Here is a 24,248-nt window from a genome sequence, read left to right as displayed (position 1 = left end):
GATTTCCCTCCCAAATGGGAGTGTTCGGCGTATGTAGGTTGGACGAAAGTATAGGCAAATATTCCCGTCGGATCCGATTCGAGTGAGATATGCCGCACGCTCGAACGGGATAGCACGCAACCACAGTCGGCTCCTGGCTGACGGTCGGTTAATTCGGTACTTAAACCATCCTGTAGCGGAACGAAGCAGTAATGCTGCTTCAAAGCCTTTGTGTGGGCAAGCGCGCCGGCATATGACTGTCGGCGCCCCATGTCGGTGCAAAGGCGCGACGGGAAAATGTCGCCTGCCGGTATCAATACTAAGGAGAACAAAATTGGCCTATTCCATCAATACGGCCGGCAACCCCGAATACAAGGGCAACGATAGACTCATCGTGGGCATTGTGCTCGCGGTTGTCACCTTCTGGCTGTTCGCTCAGACGACGTTCAACGTTTTGCCTTCCATGAGGACCGAGCTGAGGATCAACAACAGTGTCGGCGATATGGCCGTAAGCATAACCGCGCTGTTTTCCGGGGCCTTCATTGTCGTCGCAGGCGGGCTTGCAGACCGGTTTGGCCGTGTGAGAATGACGTATGCGGGGCTCGCACTGAGCGCCGCCGGTTCGTTGCTAATCGCAGCCACCCCGTGCGGTACCGCAATTTTTTTGATGGCCGGACGCATCATTCAGGGCGTATCCGCGGCGTGTATTATGCCGGCGACCTTGTCGCTGATGAAGGCTTATTACGACGGCGAGGCACGTCAACGGGCACTCAGTTTCTGGTCAATCGGCTCGTGGGGAGGATCGGGCCTGTGTGCGCTCTTGGGCGGCGTAGTCGACTCGACGATGGGATGGCGCGCCATCTTCTGGATGTCAATCGTTGTTGCGGTCGCAAGCTGGACGCTCATTCGTGGGACGCCTGAGAGCAAAGTCGTCGAGTGCAGCGCAGCGCCGATCGACTGGACCGGATTAGGCGCCTTCCTCGTTGCAACGGTGGCTTTCAACATGGTGGTGGCTCAAGGGGCGGAGCTAGGGTGGCTAAGTCCGGTCATACTCGCTCTGTCCGCCGCGTTCGCATTGGCTGTGGCCGTTTTCGTTCTCTCCGAACGTTACTGCAGTCACCCATTCGTCGATTTTCGACTATTCGGCAACACCGTGTACCTGGCCGCGACGCTGTCCAATTTTTTCCTGAACGGGGTCGCGGGGGCGTTGCTCATCGTGTTATTGCTCGTTCAGGACGCTTTCGGACTTTCATCGCTGCAGTCTGGCTCGATGACCGCGGGGTATCTCGTCGCCATCCTAATAATGATCCGGGTCGGTGAAAAGTTGCAGCAACGTTGGGGCGGACCACGTCGGCCCATGATCCTCGGCTGCGCGACGACGGGGGGAGGTCTATTCCTCATGACCTTCACGCATCTGCCTGTTGCGCAGTACGTGACTGTCGCATTTGTCGGCTTCACTCTGTTCGGCGTCGGGCTAGGCATCTACGCAACGCCTTCCACAGATGCCGCATTGTCTAGCGTCGGGGATTCGAGGTCCGGAACGGCGTCAGGAATCTACAAGATGGCGTCATCGCTGGGGACCGCGTTCGGCGTGGCGATATCGGCGGCCATCTTTACGGCTCTCACAGAGGTCAATAGCGTATCTCCGACACAATCTTTGGCTGGCCTCGGGTTTGATCAGCTTCGATTCGCAGCTGCCGCTGCACTGTGGTTTAACGTGACAATGGCCCTGCTCGCAATGGCGGCGATCATATTCGGAATGCCGAGGCGAAGTTGTAGCTGGGAGTGTCCCTCATGACCAAATTAACGTATCACCCAGCGATGGACGCCAATCCGGCGACGGATAGCGACCGTACCGCCATCAATGCCGCACAGGACCGGGTCGCAGAAGCCATGCCGATCGCCGGCAAGGCCGTGCTGACCGTCCGACATTCAGATGACTATGCTGTGGACCTAGATGTGTTGGATGCAGCGCAACGGGCGTTGCAGACATACACGCAGCCTTGACCGGCACCGCAAGCAACCGCACCGCCAGCGTTTTGCAGCAACCCCGCCCATCGTCGCGAAGGATGTGATGGCGTCTGTGTCAGTAACATCTACTCCTCATTAAACGTTGTTTGCGGACGGGAGCCGATGACCACCGTTTCGCCTCAACAGTCACCGACAGCACCACCTTGACGAACGGCCGCTGACTCCTTGGCTGAAGTGGGTCGAGGGCGGCCCGTCGCGGCACGCCGCGTTCAGTCCTGTCACGCAAGCCATCCGTGGGACTGGGTTCGGCCAGTTCGGGACGTTCGACACCATCGCGTAGATCGTCAACAATCCTTACCCTTTGCCGCAGAGACTAAAGGCCAGTTCGGCGGTCACCCGTGGCAACTGCAATCGGCAGTAGAACTCCACCAACCATCAGTTCGATCAAGCCGAGACCAGGAGCGACGAACGGACCGCCGCCAACGCTAAACACCCAGCAGTCGATGGCAACGAAAACGAACAATGCGGTTACACATACCCACGCAGTCCGCTGCCCAGAAATTCTGACGCATACGTACAAGAGAACGTTGGGGGTGGTAATCACGAACAGGAACATCAGGAGCGCGCTAGGGTGGACAAAGAACCTGTGACGCGTTTGCGCGGTGAATTGGAGCCACAATGCGTAAAGCAGGGGCAAGACGGCCAATACCCCTGCAAGTTTGGTCGCTAAAATAGGAGCATCGGGGGGACTTGAATGGAAGGCCCCCTGTGGAGAGCGGATGCGCATTGCAAAAGTGCCTCGGATGATTTTTTTAGGTTAGACCTTCGAAATCGTTGACATGCGTCTTGCTTCTTTTCGACAGCGTTTCCAAACCGTCTATTCAGCCCGACCGGCTCTGGGCCTGTGAGCGTTGCGCAAGTGTCTTCTATGAATTGACGTTCGTTTGTGCACGATCTCACGACCGACCATAGCTGAATGTCTGCTTTCCATCATTTTGGGTGACCGCTCCGGGTCGTGCCGCTCGCAGACACGCTATGACCGGCCCGGCTCGGCGATTAACGTTTGCTCCCGACTCGGCAATCGCGACCGGCGCATTTCGTATCAAAGCGACGGCCACTGCGGGCCCACATGTAGCGTACCCAAAGTTGCCATCGACCCTGTTGCGCAGCGGTAGTATTACGCTTTACCTGCTCTTCGCGGTCGCGCTCGACGCTCCTCTGTACCTGTTCGTGGATCTGGCGCAACGTCAAGCCACCGGGTCCTTTCAGTTCGTCCGGATCGGGTTTGTCTGTCATGGCAATGGCTCATTCCTGAGAAGATCGATTTGATCTTGATACATATGGGGAGTCGCGGCAAGCACGCGACCGCTGCCTTCGAATCTGTAGGACTGGCACAATCGAGATGAACTTCTACCCGCTCGGGAATCCTCATGCCAGACGCTGTCCCGCCTTCGCCGCCTTCGCGGACTATAGGCCCCCTGTTTGCCCTGTTTCCCTTCATGCGCCCGTATGCCGGGCGCTGGGCGCTCGCGTTCCTGGCGCTGGTGACGTCGGCGGGCGCCACACTGGCGTTGCCGGTGGCGTTCAAATACCTGATTGACCGTGGCTTTGCTGCGGGTGACCGTACGCATATCGATCGCTATTTCCTCGCGTTATTCGCCGTTTCGCTGGTACTGGCCGGCGCCACGGCACTGCGCTTCTACCTCGTGTCGTGGCTGGGCGAGCGGGTCACGGCCGATTTGCGAAGTGCGGTCTACGACCACGTGCTGGAGATGAGCCCGCAGTTCTTCGAAACCACGCAGACCGGAGAGGTGCTGTCGCGGCTCACCACCGACACCACCTTGATTCAGACGGTGGTGGGCACCAGCCTGTCGTTGGGGTTACGCAACTTCTTTCTGCTTACCGGTGGCGTGGCGATGCTGGCAGTGACCAGCCCTGTACTGTCAGGCTACGTCATCGCTACGCTGGTGGTGGTGGTCGCTCCCATCGTTGTCTTCGGTCGGCGCGTGCGCCGCCTCTCGCGCGCCAGCCAGGACAAGGTAGCGAACGCGAGCGCGCTCGCGGGCGAGGTCCTCAATGCCATGCCGACCGTCCAGTCGTACACGCAGGAGTCCTTTGAGGCGCGGCGGTTTGCCGGCGCGGTGGAGGTGGCCTTTGAGACCGCGCTCAAGCGCATTCGGGCGCGTGCCTGGTTGACCGCCGTGGTTATCGTGCTGGTATTCGCCGCCGTCGTGTTCGTCCTCTGGCTTGGGGCGCAGGCTGTGCTAGCCGGGCGGATGACGGCCGGCCAGTTGTCCCAGTTCATCCTCTACGCGGTGTTCACCGCCGGTGCGGTGGGCGCAGTCGCCGAAGTGTGGGGCGATCTGCAGCGGGCTGCCGGCGCCACCGAACGGTTGTTGCAACTGCTGTCGGCACGCTCGCCGGTGGGGCAGGCCGAGGCGACGGTCACGCTGCCGGCGCGCGGGGACGGCATCCGCTTCGACAATGTTAGCTTTTCGTATCCGTCCCGCCCCGGCATTGCTGCACTCGCCGGGCTCTCGCTCGACGTCCGCGCGGGCGAACATGTCGCGCTGGTTGGACCGTCCGGCGCCGGCAAAACCACGCTGTTCCAACTGCTGCTGCGATTTTACGACCCGCAGGCCGGCAGCATTCTGATCAACGGCGTCCCGACGCGGCAGGTGCCGCTCGTCGAGTTGCGCAAGGGAATCGGGGTGGTGCTGCAGGAATCGGTGATCTTTTCGGGCAGCGTGCTCGACAACATCCGCTACGGCGCGCACGAGGCCACACTCCCGCAAGTGCAGCGGGCTGCCGAAATGGCCGCTGCGGTCGGCTTTATCGCAGAACTGCCGCAAGGCTACGACACGTTTCTAGGCGAGCGCGGAGTACGGCTGTCTGGCGGACAGCGCCAACGCATTGCGATCGCCCGCGCGATCCTGAAGAATCCGCCCGTCCTGCTGCTGGACGAGGCCACCAGCGCGCTCGACGCTGCCAGCGAACGCCTCGTACAGAAGGCGCTGGACAATGCCGCGCAGAACCGCACCACGCTGGTCATCGCGCACCGCCTCGCGACCGTACAGCAAGCGGACCGCATCGTCGTGCTGGAGCAAGGCCGCATCGTCGCGCAGGGCCGTCACGCCGACTTGCTTCTGAGCTCGCCGCTCTATGCCCAGCTTGCCGCCCTGCAGTTTGGCGAGCAGGTTGCGCATACGGGACAGCGCGACGCTGAGTGCGATCGCGTCGACTCGGCGTGAAGACACGATCCAGGTCGGCACGGGCAACCGCAGGGCTCCCAACGGATCGACATGACGCGGTAGCGTAAGGCAATAAGCGGCCAGCAGCGGCCATTTGTGAGAAAAGCTCGAATGGCTGAAGACAAGCTGAGATCGGACAACCCGCCCCGCGTGGCGTTCGTTCCGCCGAAGATATGTCCGCATACCGGAAGCGGCACGGTACGGTACGATGGTGGCCCTGAGGCAACCGTCAGTCTCTTGACCTCGCATACATCGTTGATGGGCGCAGCCCTGTGAATATGCCCCAGAGGAGTAGCCCATGCCGTCCGAGCACGCCGATGTCTTGTCACAGGTACTCAGGCTGATTCGCCTTCGCGGAGATCATGTTTTCCACGGCGAGCTGGGCAGTTCCACCGAAGTGATTTTTCCGCCAGGGCCGGCAACGTTTTTGCATCTGCGTGCCGGCGACCTGTCGGTGTCTCAACGCAATGGCCCCTCCGTGACGCTGCGGTCAGGCGACTTCGTTCTTTTGCCACATGCGGACGGACATACGATTCGAAGCAAGCCGGGCCGGAAAGCACATCAACGCTTCGAAGCGGCGGTGGACTTTACCCCCAGCAGAGATGCTCAGACGTTCAAATGGGCGGCTGATGACGGCATGGCAGGATCCTTTCTCGCAGGATCATTCTATTTTGACGGGGCGCCGTTACGCTCTTTGCTCACCGGGCTTCCCGGTCTGATTCATCTGACATGCGACAAAGTCAGCGAGCCCCCCTGGCTGGCCTCTATCTCGCATTTCCTTGACGTGGAATCGCGTAGCGCCGGCCCAGGGTCATCGCTGATGATCTCGCGGCTGATTGATCTACTCGTTATCCGCACCTTGCGGATGTGGGTCAGCCAGCAAGGCGATCGGCTCGGCTGGCTGTCCGGACTTAGCGACGAACGCGTAGGCCGTGCGTTGAACGCAATGCATCTGGAACCTGACCGTGCATGGACGGTCTCGGCCCTCGCCGAGACGGCGATGATGTCGCGATCGACGTTCTCGGATCGCTTCACGGCGGTGGTGGGACTTCCACCGTTGCGTTACCTGACACGCTGGAGATTGACAATCGCAGCAGACTTGCTAAGCGGAGGGACCCTGAAGGTGACCGAAGTGGCCCACGGTGCCGGCTATGGTTCGGAGGCTGCCTTCAGTCGCGCCTTCAAGGAGGAGTTTGGCTATCCACCGCGTGACGCGCATCGAATCGCACAGACCGGGGTCTTTGTCGCGCGAAGTGCGGAACTCCTTTGAGAGTCCTCTTTACACTGTTGGCTTGATTCGTCAGTTGAAACTGTCATTGCGGCGGTTTCCTTTCAATGGCATCGCGTCGGTCCCCAGGCGGCGCCGATCTGCTCGCTTGTCCGAGTGCGTCGATCGTACGATGGATCATGCAAATCAGACGCCGAGATATGGTCAGTCTCGAATACATTCTTTAGAGTGGATAGCCAAGGTCCTCCGGTATCTGAATAGGAGGAAAGGCTCTCACGCACTATGGTTCGGATCTCTCATGCTCAGGCAACTCAGACGGTTTGCGATAACACTTCTCGTTGCAGCACCCACGCTTCCGTCATGCGTCTGGATCGGAAGCTGGAGCGGAGCCGCTAGCTTCACCGTCGTATAGGCGGTATGAAGGCCGGGCATGCCGCGATGCATAAGTAACGTCGGCTGATCTCGGGCAATTCGTCGATCTGGTGCCGTTCAGTTCCGCCCCAACATAATAGAGTTCTGGATTCCTAAACGGAATCGAGAGATCGAGGCATGCCCACGGATCTTTCAAATGCAGGTTCCAATTCACGACATCGGCACCGATGTCTCTTCAAGGAAGCAATGTAGATGAAACTCATCCTCGCTGTTCTCGCCATGTCAGCATTCGCCTTTGGTACCGGTGCGATGGCTGCGGAAAAGCCCCCCATCGTTCTGGTCCACGGCGCTTTCGAAGACGCCCAGGTCTGGGGTTATGTCACATCCAGGCTTCAAACCGACGGCTTTAAGGTGGTGGCTGTTGATCTGCCAGGGCGTCCGGGCGCGCCAGCCACACCGGACAAAGTCAGCCTTGACCTCTATCGCGACACCGTGGTCGCAGCGCTGAACACATCCCATCGCCCGGCCGTCGTGGTCGGTCACAGCTTCGGCGGCATCGTCATCGCCGACGCCGCGGAAACGGCACCGAAGAAGATCAAGACTTTGGTCTTTGTTGCTGCCTACCTGCCGCAAGACGGCGACTCGCTCGTTTCAATGGCCAGTAAGGATGCCGACGCCAAGATCGGCCCGCACCTGCAGATCGATAAGGAAAAGGGCATTGCCTCCATCGAATATCCGGCACGTGCCGATCTGTTTGCCAATGGAGGTCCTGACAAACTACGCGAGGCAATCCCGGATCTGATCCTGGATGAACCCGTCGGCCCGCTGGCTACGCCTGTACACGTGACTTCCCCCAACTTTGGTCAGGTCGACAAGGTCTATATCCACACAGCCATGGACCAGGTCATCAGCCCCTCGTTCCAGGCCGAGATGGTTGCCGCCACCCCCGTGAGAGCCGAGTACTCCCTGCCGACCGGTCATACGCCGTTCCTCACCGATCCCGACGGTCTGGCAAAGGCGATCGAGGCCGCTGCGAAATAGGCGGCTTACGGTCGGTCCGGGGAAGCGAAGGCGGGAGGCTTCGTCGTCCCGCGCTTTGCCTTCGAGTGTGTGGCTCTGGGCAGAGGGCTGCGATATCCGGGCTTCCGCGCACCGTCCTGCAGGCCGCTCTCCGATGGTCTGTGCCGGGATGCTCTTTCCAATAGAAGCATACGCGTCCGTTGTCTTCGACAATTTCTCGTGTTTTCAAAAGGCAGAACCGATATGTCCCGTCTTCAGATACCCGCCACGATCGCAGATGCACCAGCTGCTTCTCAGCCCTTCCTGGAGGCCGTCAACAAGAAACTGGGTGTTGTACCGAATCTGTTTCGTCTGATAGCCAACAGCCCCGCGGCGCTAGAGGGGTACCTCGGTCTGGCCGGAGCCTTGGCAAAAGGCGCACTTCCAGCACAAACCGGCGAGCGTATTGCTCTCGCCGTCGCCGAAATCAACGGCTGCGACTATTGCATGTCGGCGCACAGCTATTTAGGAAAGAACGTGGTGAAGCTTGACGATGCGGAAATGTCCGCCAATCGAAATGGCGGCTCGAATGAACCAAAGGCTGCCCCTGCTGTGCAGTTCGCCGCGAAGGTCGCGCACGAACGTGGCCGCGTATCCGACGAAGATCTGCGCGTCCTCAAGGAGGCCGGCTACACTGATGCGCAGATCGTCGAGATTGTCGTACACATCGCACTGAGCGTCTTGACGAACTACGCCAACGTCGTTGCAAACACGGAGATTGACTTTCCCGTAGTGCGTACATATCAGGGCCTGAACAACGGGACTCGCACGCTTCTTGATACGTGATGCGTTGACTGGACTGATCGATTGCGTCAATGCATCGTAAGCAGGACAAGCATCCGCGAGCGTATCGAGCCTCAACCGACGAACGTCGTTCAGTGTATCGGGCGGTTGAGCTCACTGCATCGCGCTAATCTCATCAGGCCAAGTCCATTTCCTTTTCACGTTACGTTGAGCCCGAACATGAACGTATCCGAACGCCTCGCGCAAGCGGGCCTAAAATTGCCATCGCCCATCAACCCACTTGGGTCCTATCGAACGGTTTCCGTTTCGGGGAATCAACTGTATGTATCGGGGCTCGGCCCTTTCGAGGATGGCAAGCCAATCGTCGGAATGGTCGCCCGCGATATTTCTCTGGAAAAGGCTCAAGACGCGGCGCGCCTAACGATGCTCATGATCTTGGCCTGTGTCGAACAGGCCTGCGGACTCGACAACGTCCGGCGATGCAGCCGGCTAACAGTTTACGTGCGTACAGCACAGTCGTTCACCCAGCATCCGCAAGTGGCCAATGGCGCCAGTGATCTGTTGCTGACGCTGTTTGGGCAAGACAATCTGCCGGCTCGAAGCGCGCTGGGAGTGCATTCGTTGCCGATGGGCATCCCGGTTGAGATTGACAGCATCTTCGAGTTGAAGGGGTGACGGGCATGGCTCGACGCCGCGCACATACGAGCGCAATGACGCGAAATCCGCATCCCCAGCGGGAGGAGTTAAGCGCACGCCAGAAAACGGACGTAGGGAATTTAAAGATTTCCGATCAGCCGATCGAATATGCTGGGCCTAGTGTCCCGAGGTGGTCGTCCAACTCTAAGACGCGATGCTCGAACTCTACCCCGACCACACTAATCCGGGCTCGCTCTGGGGCGCGGCGAACTCCGCCAGGAAGGCCGCGTAGGATTGCTCCGCACCACAACGAAGCTATGGAATCCCCAAAGGAATGCTGACCATGCACAGGAAGTTATTGGCCGCTGCCATCACCTTGACCGTCTCCGCCGGATCTCTCGCGACCGCTCCTGCCGCTTACAAGGAGCCGCTGGACGCTCAGGCCTTGAACACGATCAAATCAGAGTTCGGCGAGCTCATGGAATTAGCCAACCGGCACGATTTCAAGGCTCTGCACGAGATGTTCTGGCAATCCCCCTCGGCCCTTCTCGTCGCCAAAAGCGCAATTCCCTCCGAGGGGAACTGGGCAGGCTTCTGGGGCAACGAGGCAATCGATCGGAAGCTGCACGACATCGGCACCTCCGGCCCGGTCGTCCTCCGACCGGATTACTCAAAGCTCAAGGTCGTCGGCTTGACGCCGGACGTAGCGCAATCCTACGCGCCGGTGAACATCACGGTCTCGTATGCAGGGCAGGACGGAACACCCAAGCCGTTTCTGATGATCATCAACTGGATAAAGGTCGGGAAGGACTGGAAGGTTGCTTCTGAGATCATCCTGCCCGTACCTCCTGCACCCGTCGCAAAGAGTTAGGCCTTCGCGTGCCGGTGTGCGGAATCCAGACTGGGACCTGGCTGCTGGCAGCAGGTTTCGCTCTATTTGACGTCCGTGAGCTGCAGTATCGAGCGACGGCTCAACTCCGATACCCGCCGTTGCACCTCTGACCGATCGACTGTCAGCAATGGGTCGCAAGCACTCGTTCGCTTTCCGTGGGGCGGGTCATTCGCGACCACCGACCTGTGAATGGCAGGAAAGCGCCCCACATCCGGCTGACCAGCACCGATGCTGGAATGACGGCTCTGGCCGATTATGCCAAGTCGTTGATTATGGAAAGTAGCTGGCCGGCGCCCCCCCCAGAGAGCCGATGGGCAGCGGCCAGTTCGAATTCCAGCCTTTGCATAATTACAGTGCCTTCAGGAAGTTGATCAGCGAGTCCGGTGCCCGATAGCGCTGAGTTCCGGTCTGCGGTTCGTGAAGCCTGGCCAGAGCACGTTCCTTCATGTTGAGATCGGCTTCGACATAGTGGTGCGTCGTGATGGGGCTCTCATGTCCGAGCCATAGTGCAATGACGCTGATGTCGACACCTGCCTGAAGTAAATGCATGGCGGTGGCGTGACGGACGGTATGAGGCGATGCATGTCGCTTTGCAAGGCTGGGGCAGGTTCCGGCTGCGTTCCCGGTAGCCAGTGTTAGCCTCAATGCAACATTGGCTCTCGTCATTGCATGGCCATTCCGGTTCGGAAACAGCGGCGATGTGGGTTGGAATTCAGGATTTACCTTCAGCCATGCCCGTATCGTCTTCGCAGTTGACCGCCACAACGGGACGCTGCGCTGCTTTCGTCCTTTGCCACGCAAATGGACGCAGGCAGAACCCTCGTCCAGGACCACGTCGCCAACTTTTACCCCGATGATCTCCGAGACACGCGCTCCGGTGTTGTACATCAGCAGGAACAGCGCATGATCGCGTTGGCTTAGCCAGGAATCATCCGGCTTACCGATTACAGCCAGCATCTCTTCGCGCGACAGATAGCTAAGCGTTGGGCGCTCGAAGCGCTTGACTGGAACGCCCAAGGCGCATTCGATCACGTGCAATGACGCTACATCGCGATGCGCTGCGAACTTCAGGAACGAGCGAAGCGCCGCGAGTCGCGCATTGCGACTGCGCACGCAATTGTGCCGTTGGCGTTCCAGATGATCGAGGAAGCCCATGATCAGTTCCGGCGTCATATCCGCCAGTGTCATCGTGGCTGGCGACTTGACCAGGCGCGCCTCGGCGAACTCAAGGAAGAGGACGAAGCTGTCGCGATAGGCGGCTATGGTATGTGCACTAAGCGCTCGCTGCTGGGTGAGGTATTCGGCGAACCACGCTTGCACGAGCGCTGCAAACGAAGGCGGTGCCTTGGATCGCCTATTCATTGCCGTCTCCCGCGACATCGGCGAAACGCTCGAACCTGGCGCCGGCGACGGCCATCAGTTCCGGAACTGCCGTCAGATACCAGTACGTGTAGAAGATTTCCGCATGGCCCATATAGGTTGATAGCGCCAGCATCATCTGATCGATGTCGGTGCCCTCGGCATGCCAGAGCATCATGCGACGCACCGCAAAGGTATGTCGCAGATCATGAAGCCGGGGCGCTGCGTGGGCACCACGATTCACCCAGCCGAGGCTGTCACGCAGCGCGTTGAAGACACGTTGAGCCTGTCGTTCACCAAGAGGCTGTCCCAACCGCTGACCACGGCTGCTGACCAGGAACGACATGCTGGGGTTCGTGGCAACCTGCCGTTCGCGCTGCCGCCGGTACCGCGCTAACGCGGCAACCGTGCTCGTATGAATGGGCAACTGTCGTGACTTGGCGAACTTGGTCTGCCGCACAGTCAGCATCCCGCGCTTCAGATCGACATCGGCATCGCGTAGGTGGATGGCCTCCGAGATTCGCAACCCGGTTGAGGCCATCAGGCCAAACAGGGTCTCATACGTCGCTGGGCGCAGACTCCCCTTTGGCCCGAGCCGACGGGCCGCAGCCAGCAATGCAATGACTTCCTCTTCATGGAAGATGTGCGGGGCGACGCGTGCCCGCTCAGGGCCGAAGACCGGTTCCTCCGGAATCTCAGTGTCAGGCTCGAACTGCCTCAGGTAGCGGGCGAAGTGGCGAACAATCGCTAAACGTGCAGCCCAGGTAGCAGGGGTGTCATGGTGCCATTTATCCTGTCGCGCCCAATCCGCCATGAGCTCTGTCGTCAGCGCTCCACGATGATTCAGGCTCGCGACATAACGGGCGAAGCTGGCTAATAGCGTGCTCCGCGAGCGCAACTCGAAACCCAAACGGTGCCGTTCGGCAAGGTAGTTGTCGATCCTCTTCTGCAAGCTGACCCGTGCGCTCATGATTGGCTCCCGGGCCACGGCAGGGCAACAGCCGCCAGCTTCGGCGTGTCGAGCTTGGCGTAGATCAGGGTGGTATTGAGCGAACGGTGGCGCAGCAGGTCGGCTACTTCCTTGAGCGAACTGCCGTTCTCAACCAGGCGGCATGCCAGGGTATGTCGAAGCGCGTGAGCACTGTGGTGTGGCAAGCCGATGCGACAGCAGGCCCGTTTGATCACCTTCTGGATCGCCCTGGGCGTAATCGGCTGGTCTCGCTCCGCCACCTGCCGGACGAAGATCGCCGGATGGCCGCTCATCGGACGCTCATGTTGCAGATAGTCAGCGAGTGCCTGCCCGGTTTCCATCGGCAGCGGTAGCACGTCCTGCCGCAGCGACTTCGTGCCCCTCAACGTCGCTGTGCCTGCGCGCCAGTCGATGTCGCTGATCATGAGTTGCGCGATTTCGGCAGAACGCAGTCCCATGTCCAGCGCCAGACGGACAATCGCATAGCTACGCTTCGGCCAGCGGCGAGCGCCTGCAACCGCGCCCAGGAGGTACTCAACTTCCTCTGGCGCGAGCGCGCGTGGCAGCGATGCGAGCTTCCAATGGACGGGATTCAGGATGACGGCGCTGAGCTTGCAGACCTGGTCGCCGCACGTCGCCCGGTAACGCAAATAACTGCGTAAGGTACAAGCCAGTTGAGAAGCATAGGAGGCCGAGCCTCCGGCCCCTGACTGTGACGAAAGGAACCGACGAATATCGTCAGGGCGCAGCTTTCTCGGATCGACTGCGCGCCGCTCGAAATTCTGTCGCAAGAACAAACCGACTATGCGGAGTTGATTACTCCGTGTTGTGGCTGCCAGTCCCCGCGCATCGTGCAGATACGCATCGTAGCGGCGTAATTCGTCAGCAATGTGAGTCGGAAGTGGTCTACAAGACCGGGCCCTGGCTTCGTGCAAACTGGTTGGCTTCATAACGGTCCCCTGAAGTGGAACCGTTACTCCAGATCAACGCTGAAATTATGTCGAGTTCCCAGCTGAACCGCCTGCTGCCGGCCCCTTGTTTGCCGGGCCTCGTCGGCAATCGGCTCGGCTACTTTCCATAATCAACGACTTTGCATAATCGGCCCGAGCCGTCATTCGAGCATCGGTGCCGGTCAGACGGGTATGGGGCGCTTTCCTGTCATTCACAGGTCGGTGGTCGGGAATGACTCGTCCCGCGGAAAGCGAACGAGTACTTGCGACCCATAGCCGCCTTTGGGGTTAGCGCGCGGTCAACGGCGGCTTCAAAGAGTCCACCGGTCAATCGTGCGGCGCCGACGGCCGGTCGCTGTTCGGGGCCAAGGTGCCGTTTGCGTATGCACCTTCATGCTTCAACGAGGAAGTCTGACTTGATGTTCACCAATCCGCGCGGTAAACACGATCGCTCGCTGCCCACGGACAGGACGCGATCAATTCAGGTCTCTCTAGCGCATCCGGGGCCTTCAGCCCGAAGCGAACGGCTGCAACTGCCATTGCGTCCGCGGAACATAGAGATCGCAGGCCCACACGGTGTCGATGGCATAACCTCACTCACTCGCCGCTGCCGTAAGGCCGGGTGATCACTTCGAGGTAGTGGCCGTCAGGATCGCGAAAATAGACGCCGCGCCCACCATCGTTGTGGTTGATCTCGCCCGGCCGGCTACCCCTCGGATCGGCCCAGTATTCCAGTCCGCGATCCTTGATCCGTGTGAAGACAGCGTCGAAATCAGCTTCGCTGATCAGGAAGGCGTAATGCTGCGGCTGGATCCGGCCCTCAACTTTGGCAAAATCGAGCGAGACCCCGTTGTCCAGATCGACGACGTCGAAGTGGCCGAAGCGATTCGGCGCTGGCCGGCCGAGCATTTCGGCCAGAAACCTGGCTGAGGCGCTCTGGTTCGAGCACCAGACAATGGTGTGATTGAGCTGGGCGACCATAACGTGGGCTCCGGCGACCTGGGAATAGAGTGGTTTGAGCGTAGACGGTCCGTTTCAATCGCGCCTGTCAGTGCGTACGTGCTGACTTTCGGGCGCAGCGACCGATCCCATGCCAGCTGGTCGGCGTGGCTGGCCCGATAGCCGGCCTGCCCACTGTTGCGCCTGATCTCGCGACAGATCGTGGACGGTGATCGCGACAGTCGCGGGGCGATTGACTGAATCGAATCGCCCGCGACGAGGCCTCGCGAAATCTCCTCGCGTTCGGCAAGCGTCAGCGCCAGCCTGGATCGCTGGCGGGGTACAGGCTGGATTCCTCCAGTTTGCGCCAGAATTCCCTGTACTGACGAGTGATTGCGGTCAAATAGCCGGGCGATGTGCTGCAACGACTCGCCTTTACGCCAGCGTTCCCACATCAATGCCTTCTGGCTTTCGCTGTAATAGATCCGGCGCCTCTGTTTCATTTGCAACACTCCCGCCGCTCATGCGACGTTCATTGTGTTGCATCGACCGGTTGAATCCGCCGGGTAAAGCCGAGGTTCGAATGCCCGAACGAAAGCATGGTCGAAGGGGCAGTAGATGGCCCTGTGCCTGCCTTTGGCGACAGCGATCCTTCGCGGTTGACGTCGCCGAAGGCACATTGGTCGAAAAACCGTCGCGAACCGTTGCCGATAGTCGTCGCGGCTGCCGTGCAGAAAACGTCATCTCGCACTTACTGGAGCGTGATTTCGCCATCAAACTCCACTTTCAGCTTGAGCCCTGCAACTTCCAGCGTTACTTTTGCGGGAAACGATTCCGTACCTGCGATGGTGCCGTCAGCAAGGGCCTTGGCTACCGCGTGCTCGATCTCGCGCTGCGAATTGACGCCAACCATTTTTAAGAACTTGCGTATGCTGAGGTTGAAGACTTCTTCATTCATTGACAGCTCCCATTTTCCGATGAAGGAGAGATTCCCGACAGTGAAGTTAAGCCCAGCCGGCGGGCATCGACATGCTATCGAGAGCAACTGGCGACGATCTTGTCGCCGCCGAGGGTGGTGAGTTCGACTTCCGCATTCACTGCTCCATCGGCGAGGGACGTGATCTTGCCGCCACGTTACGCGACTGCTACGCGGCCTGAGCTAGTTCAAAAGGTGAGCGCGGCAGGGATTCGCCATCCACGAATGCAGTGGCACTGCGCGCGGCAAACGCGAAAGCGCATTCTTGACTCGCGAACTCTCCGAGATTCCCGAGTGAAGTAGCTTCACCGCCTTCCGCTAAGATTGATGCACGCGCTACAAAGGCTTTGCCATGCTTCGTGACGCAGGGCTGAATTACTGCGCCGTGGCGATATAGAGCCATGGCAACTCCTCTCATTGATGTTCGCGGAATCGGCGATGGCAGTTTAATGCCCATCTTGGTCAAGGGAAAAATGTTACCTTTCCTCGCAGGACGCATAAATAATACATAAAGGCCAATTGGTGGTTTGGCGGGGAGTAATTTTTAGCCCGTTTGCCAAAGGGATTCTGATGGCCAGCCGATTACCACGTGCCCCGCTAACCCTTCCCTACGTCTGGATGGTTCCGCGTCGCGGCATGCCGGAGCCTTTGGCCCGAAGTGAACGTCATACGCCACATCAGCTCTCATTTGGCAACGTCAAGAAGTCACGGGTTACGCATGCAACGCCTTGGCACGCAACACGTCATCATGATCCAGGGTCGACGCGCCCGGAACGTACCCTCGGGACTCGTTCGATCAAATCGTTCAACGCGATGATAGACAGTTACACCTGCAAGGAACTCAGCCGGTCGACACCACAGATGGGAGGTAACGAAGGGGGTGCAATGAGTGAATCGTTGATGGGAACTTTGATCGGCTCGTTGGTGCTAGTAATTGCGGCGATTTCCATGGTAAGCCACTATCGTCGCGAACATCGTCGCGAACATCGTCGCGCTCAGTCCGACTTCAGCCGATCGCGTATCCATCCCAAAGTCGAAATTCATAAGCGTTCTTTGAAAACTGCGCGTCCAAAATAAAATGCCAGTCGCACCAACGACGGACTGGCTTTCTTCGCGCTCAAGTATCGGGCGTACTTCGCCCGCTCGATCCATATAACCGCGACGCCACTCCCGCGTCAGTCCCTCGCGCAGAGTAAGCGCAAAGTGGCCGTCTCTCCGGCACCCTTCACACCGCGACGCACCCGCGGGCGCGGACATGCATACCTCGGTGAAAACGACGGGGAGTTGTCCCGCGACTACCGACATCTCCCGTGCCCGCTTAACGCGCCTCCTCGTCAGGCCGTTCGTTGGTATCGCTTGGATACTTGGACTCTCCATAACGAATCAACAGCACACCTAGAGCTATCAGCAAGATGGCGCCGGCCGAGGCGACAAGATGCAGCTCCGTATTCGCGCCAGCGCGCAGGATCACGTCGCGCGCGATCGAGACCATCGCTATGTAGAGCGGAAAACGCACCGGCAATTGCCCCGCCTTCAGGTATTGCCCGACCATGGCGAACACTTCGAGGTATAGAAACATGAGCAGCAGATCGGTCAGTGTAACGTCGCCGGAGTCCGCCATGTTCCAGATTAGGTGCCCCATCGCCAGGGCGGTCCCGATGCCGATGACCAGCAAGCCGACCAGTTCGGCCATCTCTATCACCTGCTCGAGCCGCCTCTTGATGCTGTGGTGCAGAGCGCCTTCATACTTCATGCACATTGCCCCTCGTGGGGTTGGAATGGTATTGCAACGTAGCGGCTCGTCGGCACCAGTGCACCGAGTGCTTGCCACGCCTGCAGCGGACGCAGTGTGACCGCGCAGGACGTGCCGTTGAGAAAGAGGGATAGTGACCAGTGCCGATGGACGCAGCACAGATTGCGGGCTTCACGCGGATCAAACGGGCAGCGCCCATTTGCAGCTGTCTCCCGCTCTTTGGGAAACGACACCCGAGGCGCCGCTATGTAACGTAGCATATTGGCGTGGCGCACAGCTGCGTCACAGAGTCGCCACAGGTTTGGCATAGTATCGGGATTCGACCGTCACGCGATCAGCGCGGCTGGTGCGAAAGGCCTCATGCAGGTTCTGCCGACCGCCCATCCGCAGGTGGTCGCGCTGAACAAGGACTTGTCCGACCCCGCCGAGAACGTGCGCATCGGCTCTTCGATCCTTCGTGGTTATCTCGACGCGACGTAAGGCGATCTGAATCTGGCATTAATGCGCTACAGCGGCGGCAGCAAGGGCTACGCGCGTCGCGTCGCGCTCAGTATGCGGCAGTTTGCGATCGGTCTGCGCAGGGGGTGAGTCCCTTTCCCGCGCTGCTCGACCTGCATTTACACGATTTCCAGGCGCGGCGTCGGATTGTCTCCCAAGGCGTCGAATGATCTGACGCATGCGTAACGCGGCTTCGTTGTTCGCAGACCGTGGGCCGTAGCCGGTGGGTTGTCGTGTCAACCGCTGCGCAGTGGCACTTCGCTACCGCACCGCGATCGGGGTTATGTGCAATTACTGCAATCGCGTCTTCAACTCGTTCGCGAGCTGGCGAATCGCGGTTTTTGTCTCCGCATCTTCGGCGAGCGCGTTCAGCAAACCGAAGTCGTGGATGGTGCCGTCATAACGGATCGTCGCGGCTTCGTTACCCGCTGCGTCGAGCTTGCGGCCGTAGGCTTCACCCTCGTCGCTCAGCACGTCGAACTGCGCAACCTGAATCAGCGCAGGCGGCAGGCCCTTCAACTGATCCACTGAGGCACGCAACGGCGACGCGTAGATCTCGTTACGCTGGGCCTGATCCGTCGTGTAGGCATCCCAGAACCATTTCATCATGGGGCGCGTCAGGAAGTGGCCCTCCGCATAGGCGTTGTAGGATCCATCAGCGAAATTGTTATCCGTCACCGGCCACATCAAGCCCTGGAAGCGGATCGCCGGGCCTTGCATGTTCTTCGCCATCAGGCTGACGACCGCGGCCATGTTGCCGCCCACGCTGTTGCCGACCACCGCGAGGCGGCTACCATCCACGCCGATTTCTCCGCCATGGGCAGCAACCCACTTCGTGGCGGCATAGGCCTGATTGATTGCGACCGGATAATGCGCCTCCGGCGACGGCGTGTAGTTCACGAACACCGCCACTGCGCCGGATTGCACGACGAGGTCGCGCACCAGACGCTCGTGCGTCTGGAAGTCGCCGAGAATCCAGCCGCCGCCGTGGAAGAACATGAACACCGGCAGGGTGCCCGTCGCCCCTTTAGGACGGACGATGGTCAACGGCACGGTGATGCCGTCCTGCTCGATGGTCTTGCTGGATACGTCGATTCCGGACAGATCGACCTTCACGCCGTTCTGCGCGTCGACCAGCACCTGACGCGCCTTCGCTGGCGGCAGTGTGTTGAGGGCGGGTCCCGTGCCGCTGTTCAGCGCCTGGAGGAACTGGCTTGTCACGTGGTCGGGCGTAGCGGGCGCAGCGGAGTTCGCCGCGACTGCACACGTAGTGCTGGCAGCAAGGGTGACGGCAACCAGCAGGGGCTTCAATGATTTCATGGCGGATGCTTTCTTCAGATCGGGTTAGAGGATGGTCGTAACGAATTGGATCAAAGGAGGGTGAGCGTGACGTCGATGTTGCCGCGCGTAGCGTTGGAGTACGGGCAGACGATATGAGCCTCGTCGACCAGGGCCCGCGCCGCTTCGCGCTCCATGCCGGGCAGCGCGATCTTCAGTTCGACCTCGATGCCGAAGCCGTCCGGGAGGGCGCCGATGCCGACGCTGCCGTCAATCGAGACATCTGCCGGGATGGCGATCTTGTCGCGGGCAGCGACGAACTTCATCGCACCGAGGAAGCACGCGCTGTAGCCAGCGGCGAACAGCTGTTCGGGATTGGCGCCTTCACCGCCTGTACCGCCCAGTTCCCTGGGGGTGGTCAGCCTTAAGTCGAGCTTGCCTTCGGGGACGACGGCACGGCCGTCGCGACCGCCAGTGGCGTGGGCGCGAGCGCGATAGAGAACTTTTTCGAGTGACATGCTGAAGCTCCAATACAAAGATGTGGTTGAGGAGATAGTCGACGGTGCGTGTTATGCGCGGCCGCCATCGGTCTATGCGCGGGCGGCGATGACGCCAGTCAGTACAAAAACGCCAATCAGCTTCGTGTTCATGGTCATTGATCCGCCTGTATGAATCTATGGATAGATAGATAAATGAGCGAGGAGAGATATGATGTCCTCGCTTTCCGCCTAACCTCGCCTATCTATGCAAAGATAGATAGGCGGCACAATTAAAGAGGTGAATCAACACCTCACCTTACAGCTTTACTGCACTACCGCTTTATCGCACTTACTTTCAAGGTAGCCTCGATATCTTCGAGCCGGGCCTTCGTCTTAAACAACCGGCTTGTCAGTACACTGCCCTGATAAGCCGCGAAGAGGGCGCGCGCGGCATTTTCCGGTTTGCCGTTGACCGTCAGCGTACGCTCCTGCGCACCTTGCGCGAGCACTTTCGCCAGCCAGCTTTCGTTGGCCTTGAAAAAAGCCTGTATCGAGTGCCGGATGTTGTCCGGCAGCGATTCGATGTCGGCTGCGAGCATGCCGCACAGACAAATCTGATTGCCGTCCCCCAGGGTCCTGCCAAACAACTTCGTGTATTTGCTGAGCTTCGCATCGGCCGGCAACGCAGCGTCGATTGCCTTGACGGTATTGAGCACTTCGCTGCTGTACTCATTGACCGCTTCAAGTACCAGATCGTCCTTCGACGGGAAGTAGTAGTGGATACTCGACGTCTTCACGCCGACCAGTGCCGACAGATCGCGGTAGCTAAAGCCGTTGTAACCGCGGAGCATGATCAGCGTGATCGCGTGGTCGAGAATCTGCTCGCGTACTGTTGATGTCGTGTCCATAGGCTTAACTTTATCTACTGATAGGTAGTCAGTCAAGGGGATTTTTCTAACTATGTTGTTTCAGAGCTCGATGGGTCGGGTCGGAAAGGCCGCGTGTCCGCGCCGTGCGTTCTCTTGCATGCTGACACCGCGCGACCGCGTGTATCGATCCGGGCCAATGCGCTAGCGCGGCAGTGTGTGCTCGTACATGTATCGGCGCGACCACGGCAGCGTCGCCGCGCTGCGCCCGGCCTTGCGGCAGACGATCTGGTAGATCGAGACGTCGTCGTGCTCGAACGCGTAGGCGCAACCGGCCAGATAGACGCGCCAGATGCGGAACTTCACTTCATCGACGAGCTTCTTGGCCTGCTCGGCTTGCGCCTCGAAGTTCCCGCTCCAGGTGTTGAGCGTGCGGGCATAGTGTCGCCTCATGTTCTCGATGTCGACCGCCTCCAGTCCGCCGCTCTGCAGCGCCTCGAGCGCGAGACTGATGTTCGGTAGCTCGCCGTCCGGGAACACGTAGCGGTCGATGAACTCGCTACCACCGAGGCTGGTCTCGCGACTGTCCGCGCCGGTGGACGTTATCCCATGGTTCATCGCGATGCCGTCGTCGGTGAGCAACGCGCGGATCCGAGAGAAATAGTCAGTCAGATTCCTGCAGCCGACGTGCTCGAACATGCCGACACTCGTGATGCGGTCGAACTGGCCTTCGACGTCGCGATAGTCCTGCAGGCGGATCTCAATGCGGTCCTCGAGTCCCGCTGCTTTCACGCGCGCAGCGGCGAGATCGAACTGGCTCTGCGAAAGCGTGATACCTACACAGCGCGCGCCGAACTTCTGGGCCGCGCGCAGCACGAGCGCGCCCCAGCCGCAGCCGATGTCGAGCAGGCGCTGTCCGGGCTGCAACTGGATCTTGGTGAGGATGTGGTCGATCTTCTTGAGTTGGGCGGCGGCGAGGTCTTCGTCGCCGTTCTCGAAGTACGCGCACGAGTAGACCATGTTTTCGTCGAGCCACAGTTGGTAGAACTCGTTCGAGACATCGTAGTGATATTGGATTGCCCGCTTGTCGGACCGCCTCGTGTGACTCATGGCGCGCATGACGCGCACAGCAGAGAGGGTGTTCGTCACAGTGCTACGGGCGAGCGCATAGCCGATGTCGATGATGTCCGTGAGTCTGCCTTCGATATCGATCTTGCCGTTCACGTAGGCCTCGCCGAGATTGTCGAGACTCGGATCGAGGAGCAACGGCAACGCGGATGCGCTCCTGACGTTCAGCGTGACATGAGGCTCGGCGAACGTCCCAAAATCGAAGTGCTCACCATTCCACAACACAAGGCGCGCTGGAAGGTTTGACGTCGACCGTATTTCCTCCGACCAGTGGGCCAGTTTTTTTCCCCAAAGCATCAAGATTCTCCTTTTTCCGTTGTAGCGATTTCTGCCTGGCTGCCGATCGGGCACCGGGCGTGAAGAGGCGAGCCCGCGGGTGCCGCATGCGAGACGGGCGCCGCCTGCCCATGCGACGCGAGCAGTCTGGACACTCGACGCCCAGATCCGCTGCCCGTCCGATCGGCGGAGAGCGAGGGAGCAGAAGCCGGCCCGTGTAGTCTAGGACGCGTGGTTTGGGGGCCGCTATACCGGTTGCGCAAAGCAGATTTTCGAAGATGGTGAGTTGCCGAGAGGCGGCGTCTGTGCGTCAGGGCGGTGCCCAGCGCGCAAAACAGTATTCTGGAAAAGGGACTTCCGGGGCGCACGGGCTGCCCTTTACCGTACTTGTCCCGCAATCGGCCGGATGAAGAGGGATGCGCACCGCGCGGTTGCGTGCGCGCGTTGCTACTGCCTTACCACATTCCAGCAACACTGAATGTCACAAGGAGCGTATGAGTCTGTGCAAGTTCCTCCGTAAGAGATATGTCCTCCTCGCGTCGCTTTGCTCGCACCGGCCCAGACCGCACCGCCCGCGGTCAAGGCGCGCGCCTGGGTCTTAATGGACTCGTCGAGCAATCAGATCCTCGCCTCGCAGGACGCCGAGGCGCGCATGGAGCCTGCGTCGCTCACGAAAATCATGACGGCGTATCTGGTCTTTCAGGCGCTGCTGGACAATAAAATCCGCATGGACGAAACGGTGTGGCCCAGCGATGCCGTTCGTTCCGTCGGCAAGGACGAATCGAGGATGTTCATCGAGGCGAACAAGCCGGTGTCCGTTCACGATCTGCTCTATGGGTTGATTGTAGAGTCCGGCAACGATGCCGCGATTGCACTGGCGGAAATCGTGGGCGGCACGCAATCGCATTTCGTCGACATGATGAATGCCCAGGCCCAGGCGCTAGGGATGAGCCACACGCACTTTGCGGACGTCAACGGCATGCCTGAACCGAATCACTACACGACGGCAGGCGATCTGGCGATTCTCGCGATGCGCCTGATTCACGATTTTCCGCAGGACTATCCAATTTTTTCGGTCAGGACGTTCAGCTACGACAATATCCGACAGCTAAACCGTAATCGCCTGCTCTGGCGCGATCCGACTGTTGATGGTCTCAAGACCGGACATACCGATGCCGCCGGGTATTGCCTGATCGCCAGCGCTCTGCGGCCCGTACCCGGCGCCCCCGGCATGACGCGGCGTGTCATCAGTGTCGTGATGGGCGACCCGACAGGATCCGACCGTGTGCGCGACAGCCTGAAAATGCTCGACTTCGCCTACGATGCGTTCGAGGAAGTCGCGTTCTACAAGGCCGGTCAGGCGGTCGAGACGTCCCGCCTCTACGAGGGCACGGCATTGAGCGTCAGGGTGGGCGTGGCGAAGGACCTGATGCTGACCGTGCCCGCCGGTCAGGATCGCGGCGTCAAGCCGAAGGTCTCAATCGTGTCACCGCTCGTCGCGCCGCTCGCGGCGGATCAGAAGGTGGGGAACGTCGAACTCGTCTCAACGGACGGCCGGGTTCTCGCACAGGCGCCGCTTGTCGCGCTCGACGCAGTTCCGCGGGCCGGACTCCTTGCGCGAGCGTGGGACTTCATGCTGCTGCACCTCGATCGGCCCGGCTGACGGGATCGGGGCCCGGCTCGCGGCGTCCTGCGCCAGCATGCCAAGCGACGGCGTCCGTGCGCGGACGCGCGCCGGCGCGCGGCCTGCGTTGTCCGTCCTCGTCAGCCGCCGGTGACAGGCGGGAAAAACGCGACTTCGCTGTCCTGACGCACGACGAACGTGCCAGCGACCAACTCGTGGTTGACCGCGGTACGCACCGGGCGGCCCTCGCTCAGGGCGTCGGCTATCCGCGCGTTGCGCGAGGCGAGTCTCGCCCGGAGGGCGTCCACCGTCAGATGCGGCGCGTCGATATCGACGGTTTCGTGCTGGATGCCAATTTGTTCGCGAATGCTCGCGAAATACTTGATGGTGAGTTTCATCGTTGCATTCCTGTTGCGTGGGCGGTGGGGCAACGCTAAGTCAGCCCGTCCGCATCATGGCCTGCTCGTCGCGCGTTCTGGCTTCGACCCACTCGGCAGAGCCGTCGCGGCGAACCTCTTTCTTCCAGAACGGCGTATGTGCATTCAGAAAGTCCATCACGAACTCGCACGCCTTGAACGCGGCCGCGCGATTCGGCGCGGCCACGACCACGACCACGACGGCATGACCGACCGCGACGCGGCCGATCCGGTGAACGACCTTCACGCATCCACCTTCCAGCGTGCAACGGCCTCTTCGACAATGCTCCATAGCGGCTGTTCCGTCATGCCGGGATAGCGTTCAAGCTCGAGTGCGACGACGTCGTCGAACTCGCCGCTGTTGCGCACGAGCCCGATGAAGCTGACCACCGCGCCCACGTTGGCGTTGCGCATATCGGCGCGATGTTGGCCTGAACGTCGATCGGCTGGTGCTCTACCCGCACTTCGAACCCCGCGGCGATGCCCGCGCGCGGCGTCGCGTTTTCGCCATGTTCGCGGGGGCGCCGCGACATCGCGCAGGGCAGCCGGGGGCGCGCGTGGGATGCGTCATCAAGTCTTCTTCTCCAGGGACGTTTTGTGAGGC

Annotated in this window: 22 protein-coding genes and 3 pseudogenes; 12 read left to right on the top strand and 13 right to left on the bottom strand. The window is 60.1% G+C overall.

The window, feature by feature from the left end:
• Positions 1-313 precede the first annotated feature (313 nt).
• From F6X39_RS07990 to F6X39_RS07955, 8 genes are all read left to right on the top strand, one after another.
• Positions 314-1,777 carry an MFS transporter gene (locus F6X39_RS07990; protein ID WP_262413633.1) on the top strand — a complete coding sequence of 488 codons (1,464 nt, stop codon included), beginning with the start codon at positions 314-316 and terminating at the stop codon, positions 1,775-1,777.
• On the top strand, positions 1,774-1,986 hold the full coding sequence (locus F6X39_RS07985) for a hypothetical protein (protein ID WP_187616235.1): 213 nt from the start codon (positions 1,774-1,776) through the stop codon (positions 1,984-1,986). The genes F6X39_RS07990 and F6X39_RS07985 overlap by 4 nt, the downstream gene beginning before the upstream one ends.
• A gap of 1,394 nt (positions 1,987-3,380) precedes the next feature.
• Positions 3,381-5,201, top strand: a complete 1,821-nt coding sequence (locus tag F6X39_RS07980; RefSeq protein ID WP_187616234.1) for an ABC transporter transmembrane domain-containing protein — start codon at positions 3,381-3,383, stop codon at positions 5,199-5,201.
• Between the two features lie 298 nt (positions 5,202-5,499).
• Entirely contained in the window at positions 5,500-6,471 is a 972-nt protein-coding gene (locus tag F6X39_RS07975) for an AraC family transcriptional regulator (RefSeq protein ID WP_187616233.1), read from the top strand.
• A gap of 582 nt (positions 6,472-7,053) precedes the next feature.
• On the top strand, positions 7,054-7,842 hold the full coding sequence (locus tag F6X39_RS07970) for an alpha/beta fold hydrolase (RefSeq protein ID WP_187616232.1): 789 nt from the start codon (positions 7,054-7,056) through the stop codon (positions 7,840-7,842).
• Between the two features lie 222 nt (positions 7,843-8,064).
• Complete coding sequence (locus F6X39_RS07965; protein ID WP_187616231.1) at positions 8,065-8,646, top strand: carboxymuconolactone decarboxylase family protein; 582 nt, start codon at positions 8,065-8,067, stop codon at positions 8,644-8,646.
• A gap of 177 nt (positions 8,647-8,823) precedes the next feature.
• On the top strand, positions 8,824-9,279 hold the full coding sequence (locus F6X39_RS07960) for a RidA family protein (RefSeq protein WP_026225479.1): 456 nt from the start codon (positions 8,824-8,826) through the stop codon (positions 9,277-9,279).
• A 295-nt stretch (positions 9,280-9,574) separates the two neighbouring features.
• Entirely contained in the window at positions 9,575-10,111 is a 537-nt protein-coding gene (locus F6X39_RS07955) for a hypothetical protein (protein WP_262413629.1), read from the top strand.
• A gap of 369 nt (positions 10,112-10,480) precedes the next feature.
• Here the strand turns inward: F6X39_RS07955 and F6X39_RS07950 are convergent, their stop codons facing one another.
• The 6 genes and pseudogenes from F6X39_RS07950 to F6X39_RS07925 all read right to left on the bottom strand — a co-directional run bounded on the left by F6X39_RS07950 (position 10,481) and on the right by F6X39_RS07925 (position 15,308).
• On the bottom strand, positions 10,481-11,494 hold the full coding sequence (locus tag F6X39_RS07950) for a tyrosine-type recombinase/integrase (protein WP_187616230.1): 1,014 nt from the start codon (positions 11,492-11,494) through the stop codon (positions 10,481-10,483).
• Positions 11,487-12,461: a tyrosine-type recombinase/integrase gene (locus tag F6X39_RS07945; RefSeq protein ID WP_184048211.1), complete on the bottom strand. Its 975-nt coding sequence runs from the start codon at positions 12,459-12,461 to the stop codon at positions 11,487-11,489. The genes F6X39_RS07950 and F6X39_RS07945 overlap by 8 nt, the downstream gene beginning before the upstream one ends.
• Positions 12,458-13,252, bottom strand: a complete 795-nt coding sequence (locus F6X39_RS07940; RefSeq protein WP_262413628.1) for a site-specific integrase — start codon at positions 13,250-13,252, stop codon at positions 12,458-12,460. The genes F6X39_RS07945 and F6X39_RS07940 overlap by 4 nt, the downstream gene beginning before the upstream one ends.
• A gap of 756 nt (positions 13,253-14,008) precedes the next feature.
• Positions 14,009-14,392 carry a VOC family protein gene (locus F6X39_RS07935; RefSeq protein WP_187616228.1) on the bottom strand — a complete coding sequence of 128 codons (384 nt, stop codon included), beginning with the start codon at positions 14,390-14,392 and terminating at the stop codon, positions 14,009-14,011.
• An 86-nt stretch (positions 14,393-14,478) separates the two neighbouring features.
• Positions 14,479-14,853: pseudogene (locus F6X39_RS07930) on the bottom strand (helix-turn-helix domain-containing protein); the annotation flags it as partial.
• Positions 14,854-15,101: 248 nt separating this feature from the next.
• Positions 15,102-15,308, bottom strand: a complete 207-nt coding sequence (locus F6X39_RS07925) for a DUF6494 family protein (protein WP_116120373.1) — start codon at positions 15,306-15,308, stop codon at positions 15,102-15,104.
• Between the two features lie 903 nt (positions 15,309-16,211).
• Here F6X39_RS07925 and F6X39_RS07920 point away from each other — a divergent pair.
• Positions 16,212-16,403 (top strand): hypothetical protein, encoded by a 192-nt coding sequence (locus tag F6X39_RS07920; RefSeq protein ID WP_187616227.1) that lies wholly within the window; start codon positions 16,212-16,214, stop codon positions 16,401-16,403.
• 241 nt (positions 16,404-16,644) lie between these two features.
• Here the strand turns inward: F6X39_RS07920 and F6X39_RS07915 are convergent, their stop codons facing one another.
• Positions 16,645-17,079 carry a phosphate-starvation-inducible protein PsiE gene (locus F6X39_RS07915; RefSeq protein WP_134137945.1) on the bottom strand — a complete coding sequence of 145 codons (435 nt, stop codon included), beginning with the start codon at positions 17,077-17,079 and terminating at the stop codon, positions 16,645-16,647.
• A 261-nt stretch (positions 17,080-17,340) separates the two neighbouring features.
• Between F6X39_RS07915 and F6X39_RS07910 the strand changes: the two genes are divergently transcribed.
• Positions 17,341-17,559: a lytic transglycosylase domain-containing protein gene (locus tag F6X39_RS07910; protein ID WP_262413625.1), complete on the top strand. Its 219-nt coding sequence runs from the start codon at positions 17,341-17,343 to the stop codon at positions 17,557-17,559.
• 309 nt (positions 17,560-17,868) lie between these two features.
• Here F6X39_RS07910 and F6X39_RS07905 read toward each other — a convergent pair whose 3' ends face one another.
• Together F6X39_RS07905 and F6X39_RS07900 are read right to left on the bottom strand one after the other, a co-directional pair.
• Entirely contained in the window at positions 17,869-18,897 is a 1,029-nt protein-coding gene (locus tag F6X39_RS07905) for an alpha/beta hydrolase (RefSeq protein WP_187616226.1), read from the bottom strand.
• 50 nt (positions 18,898-18,947) lie between these two features.
• Positions 18,948-19,373, bottom strand: a complete 426-nt coding sequence (locus F6X39_RS07900) for an organic hydroperoxide resistance protein (RefSeq protein WP_187616225.1) — start codon at positions 19,371-19,373, stop codon at positions 18,948-18,950.
• Here F6X39_RS07900 and F6X39_RS07895 point away from each other — a divergent pair.
• The gene (locus tag F6X39_RS07895) at positions 19,372-19,527 is read left to right on the top strand and encodes a hypothetical protein (RefSeq protein WP_187616224.1); all 156 of its coding nucleotides are present in this window, start codon (positions 19,372-19,374) and stop codon (positions 19,525-19,527) included. The two genes, F6X39_RS07900 and F6X39_RS07895, sit on opposite strands and share 2 nt — an antisense overlap.
• A 139-nt stretch (positions 19,528-19,666) precedes the next feature.
• On the opposite strand, the gene F6X39_RS07890 is transcribed toward F6X39_RS07895, so the two are convergent.
• The gene (locus tag F6X39_RS07890) at positions 19,667-20,242 is read right to left on the bottom strand and encodes a TetR/AcrR family transcriptional regulator (protein ID WP_187616223.1); all 576 of its coding nucleotides are present in this window, start codon (positions 20,240-20,242) and stop codon (positions 19,667-19,669) included.
• A 162-nt stretch (positions 20,243-20,404) separates the two neighbouring features.
• Positions 20,405-21,625, bottom strand: coding sequence for an SAM-dependent methyltransferase (locus F6X39_RS07885; protein WP_187616222.1), 1,221 nt, complete (start codon positions 21,623-21,625; stop codon positions 20,405-20,407).
• Positions 21,626-22,145: 520 nt separating this feature from the next.
• On the opposite strand from F6X39_RS07885, the pseudogene F6X39_RS07880 reads away from it, so the two are divergent.
• A pseudogene (locus F6X39_RS07880) lies at positions 22,146-23,267 on the top strand (D-alanyl-D-alanine carboxypeptidase family protein); the annotation flags it as partial.
• Positions 23,268-23,368: 101 nt separating this feature from the next.
• On the opposite strand, the gene moaD reads toward F6X39_RS07880, so the two are convergent.
• Positions 23,369-23,626 carry a molybdopterin converting factor subunit 1 gene (gene moaD / locus F6X39_RS07875; protein ID WP_187616221.1) on the bottom strand — a complete coding sequence of 86 codons (258 nt, stop codon included), beginning with the start codon at positions 23,624-23,626 and terminating at the stop codon, positions 23,369-23,371.
• A gap of 40 nt (positions 23,627-23,666) precedes the next feature.
• Positions 23,667-24,177 (bottom strand): annotated as a pseudogene (locus F6X39_RS07870) (molybdenum cofactor biosynthesis protein MoaE).
• Positions 24,178-24,248: the final 71 nt, after the last annotated feature.

The sequence above is a fragment of the Paraburkholderia sp. UCT2 genome (assembly GCF_014397665.1).
GTDB classification, from domain to species: Bacteria; Pseudomonadota; Gammaproteobacteria; order Burkholderiales; family Burkholderiaceae; genus Paraburkholderia; species Paraburkholderia tuberum.
Note: the sequence above shows the minus strand (reverse complement) of the source record. Positions and strands in the feature narration are given on the sequence as shown.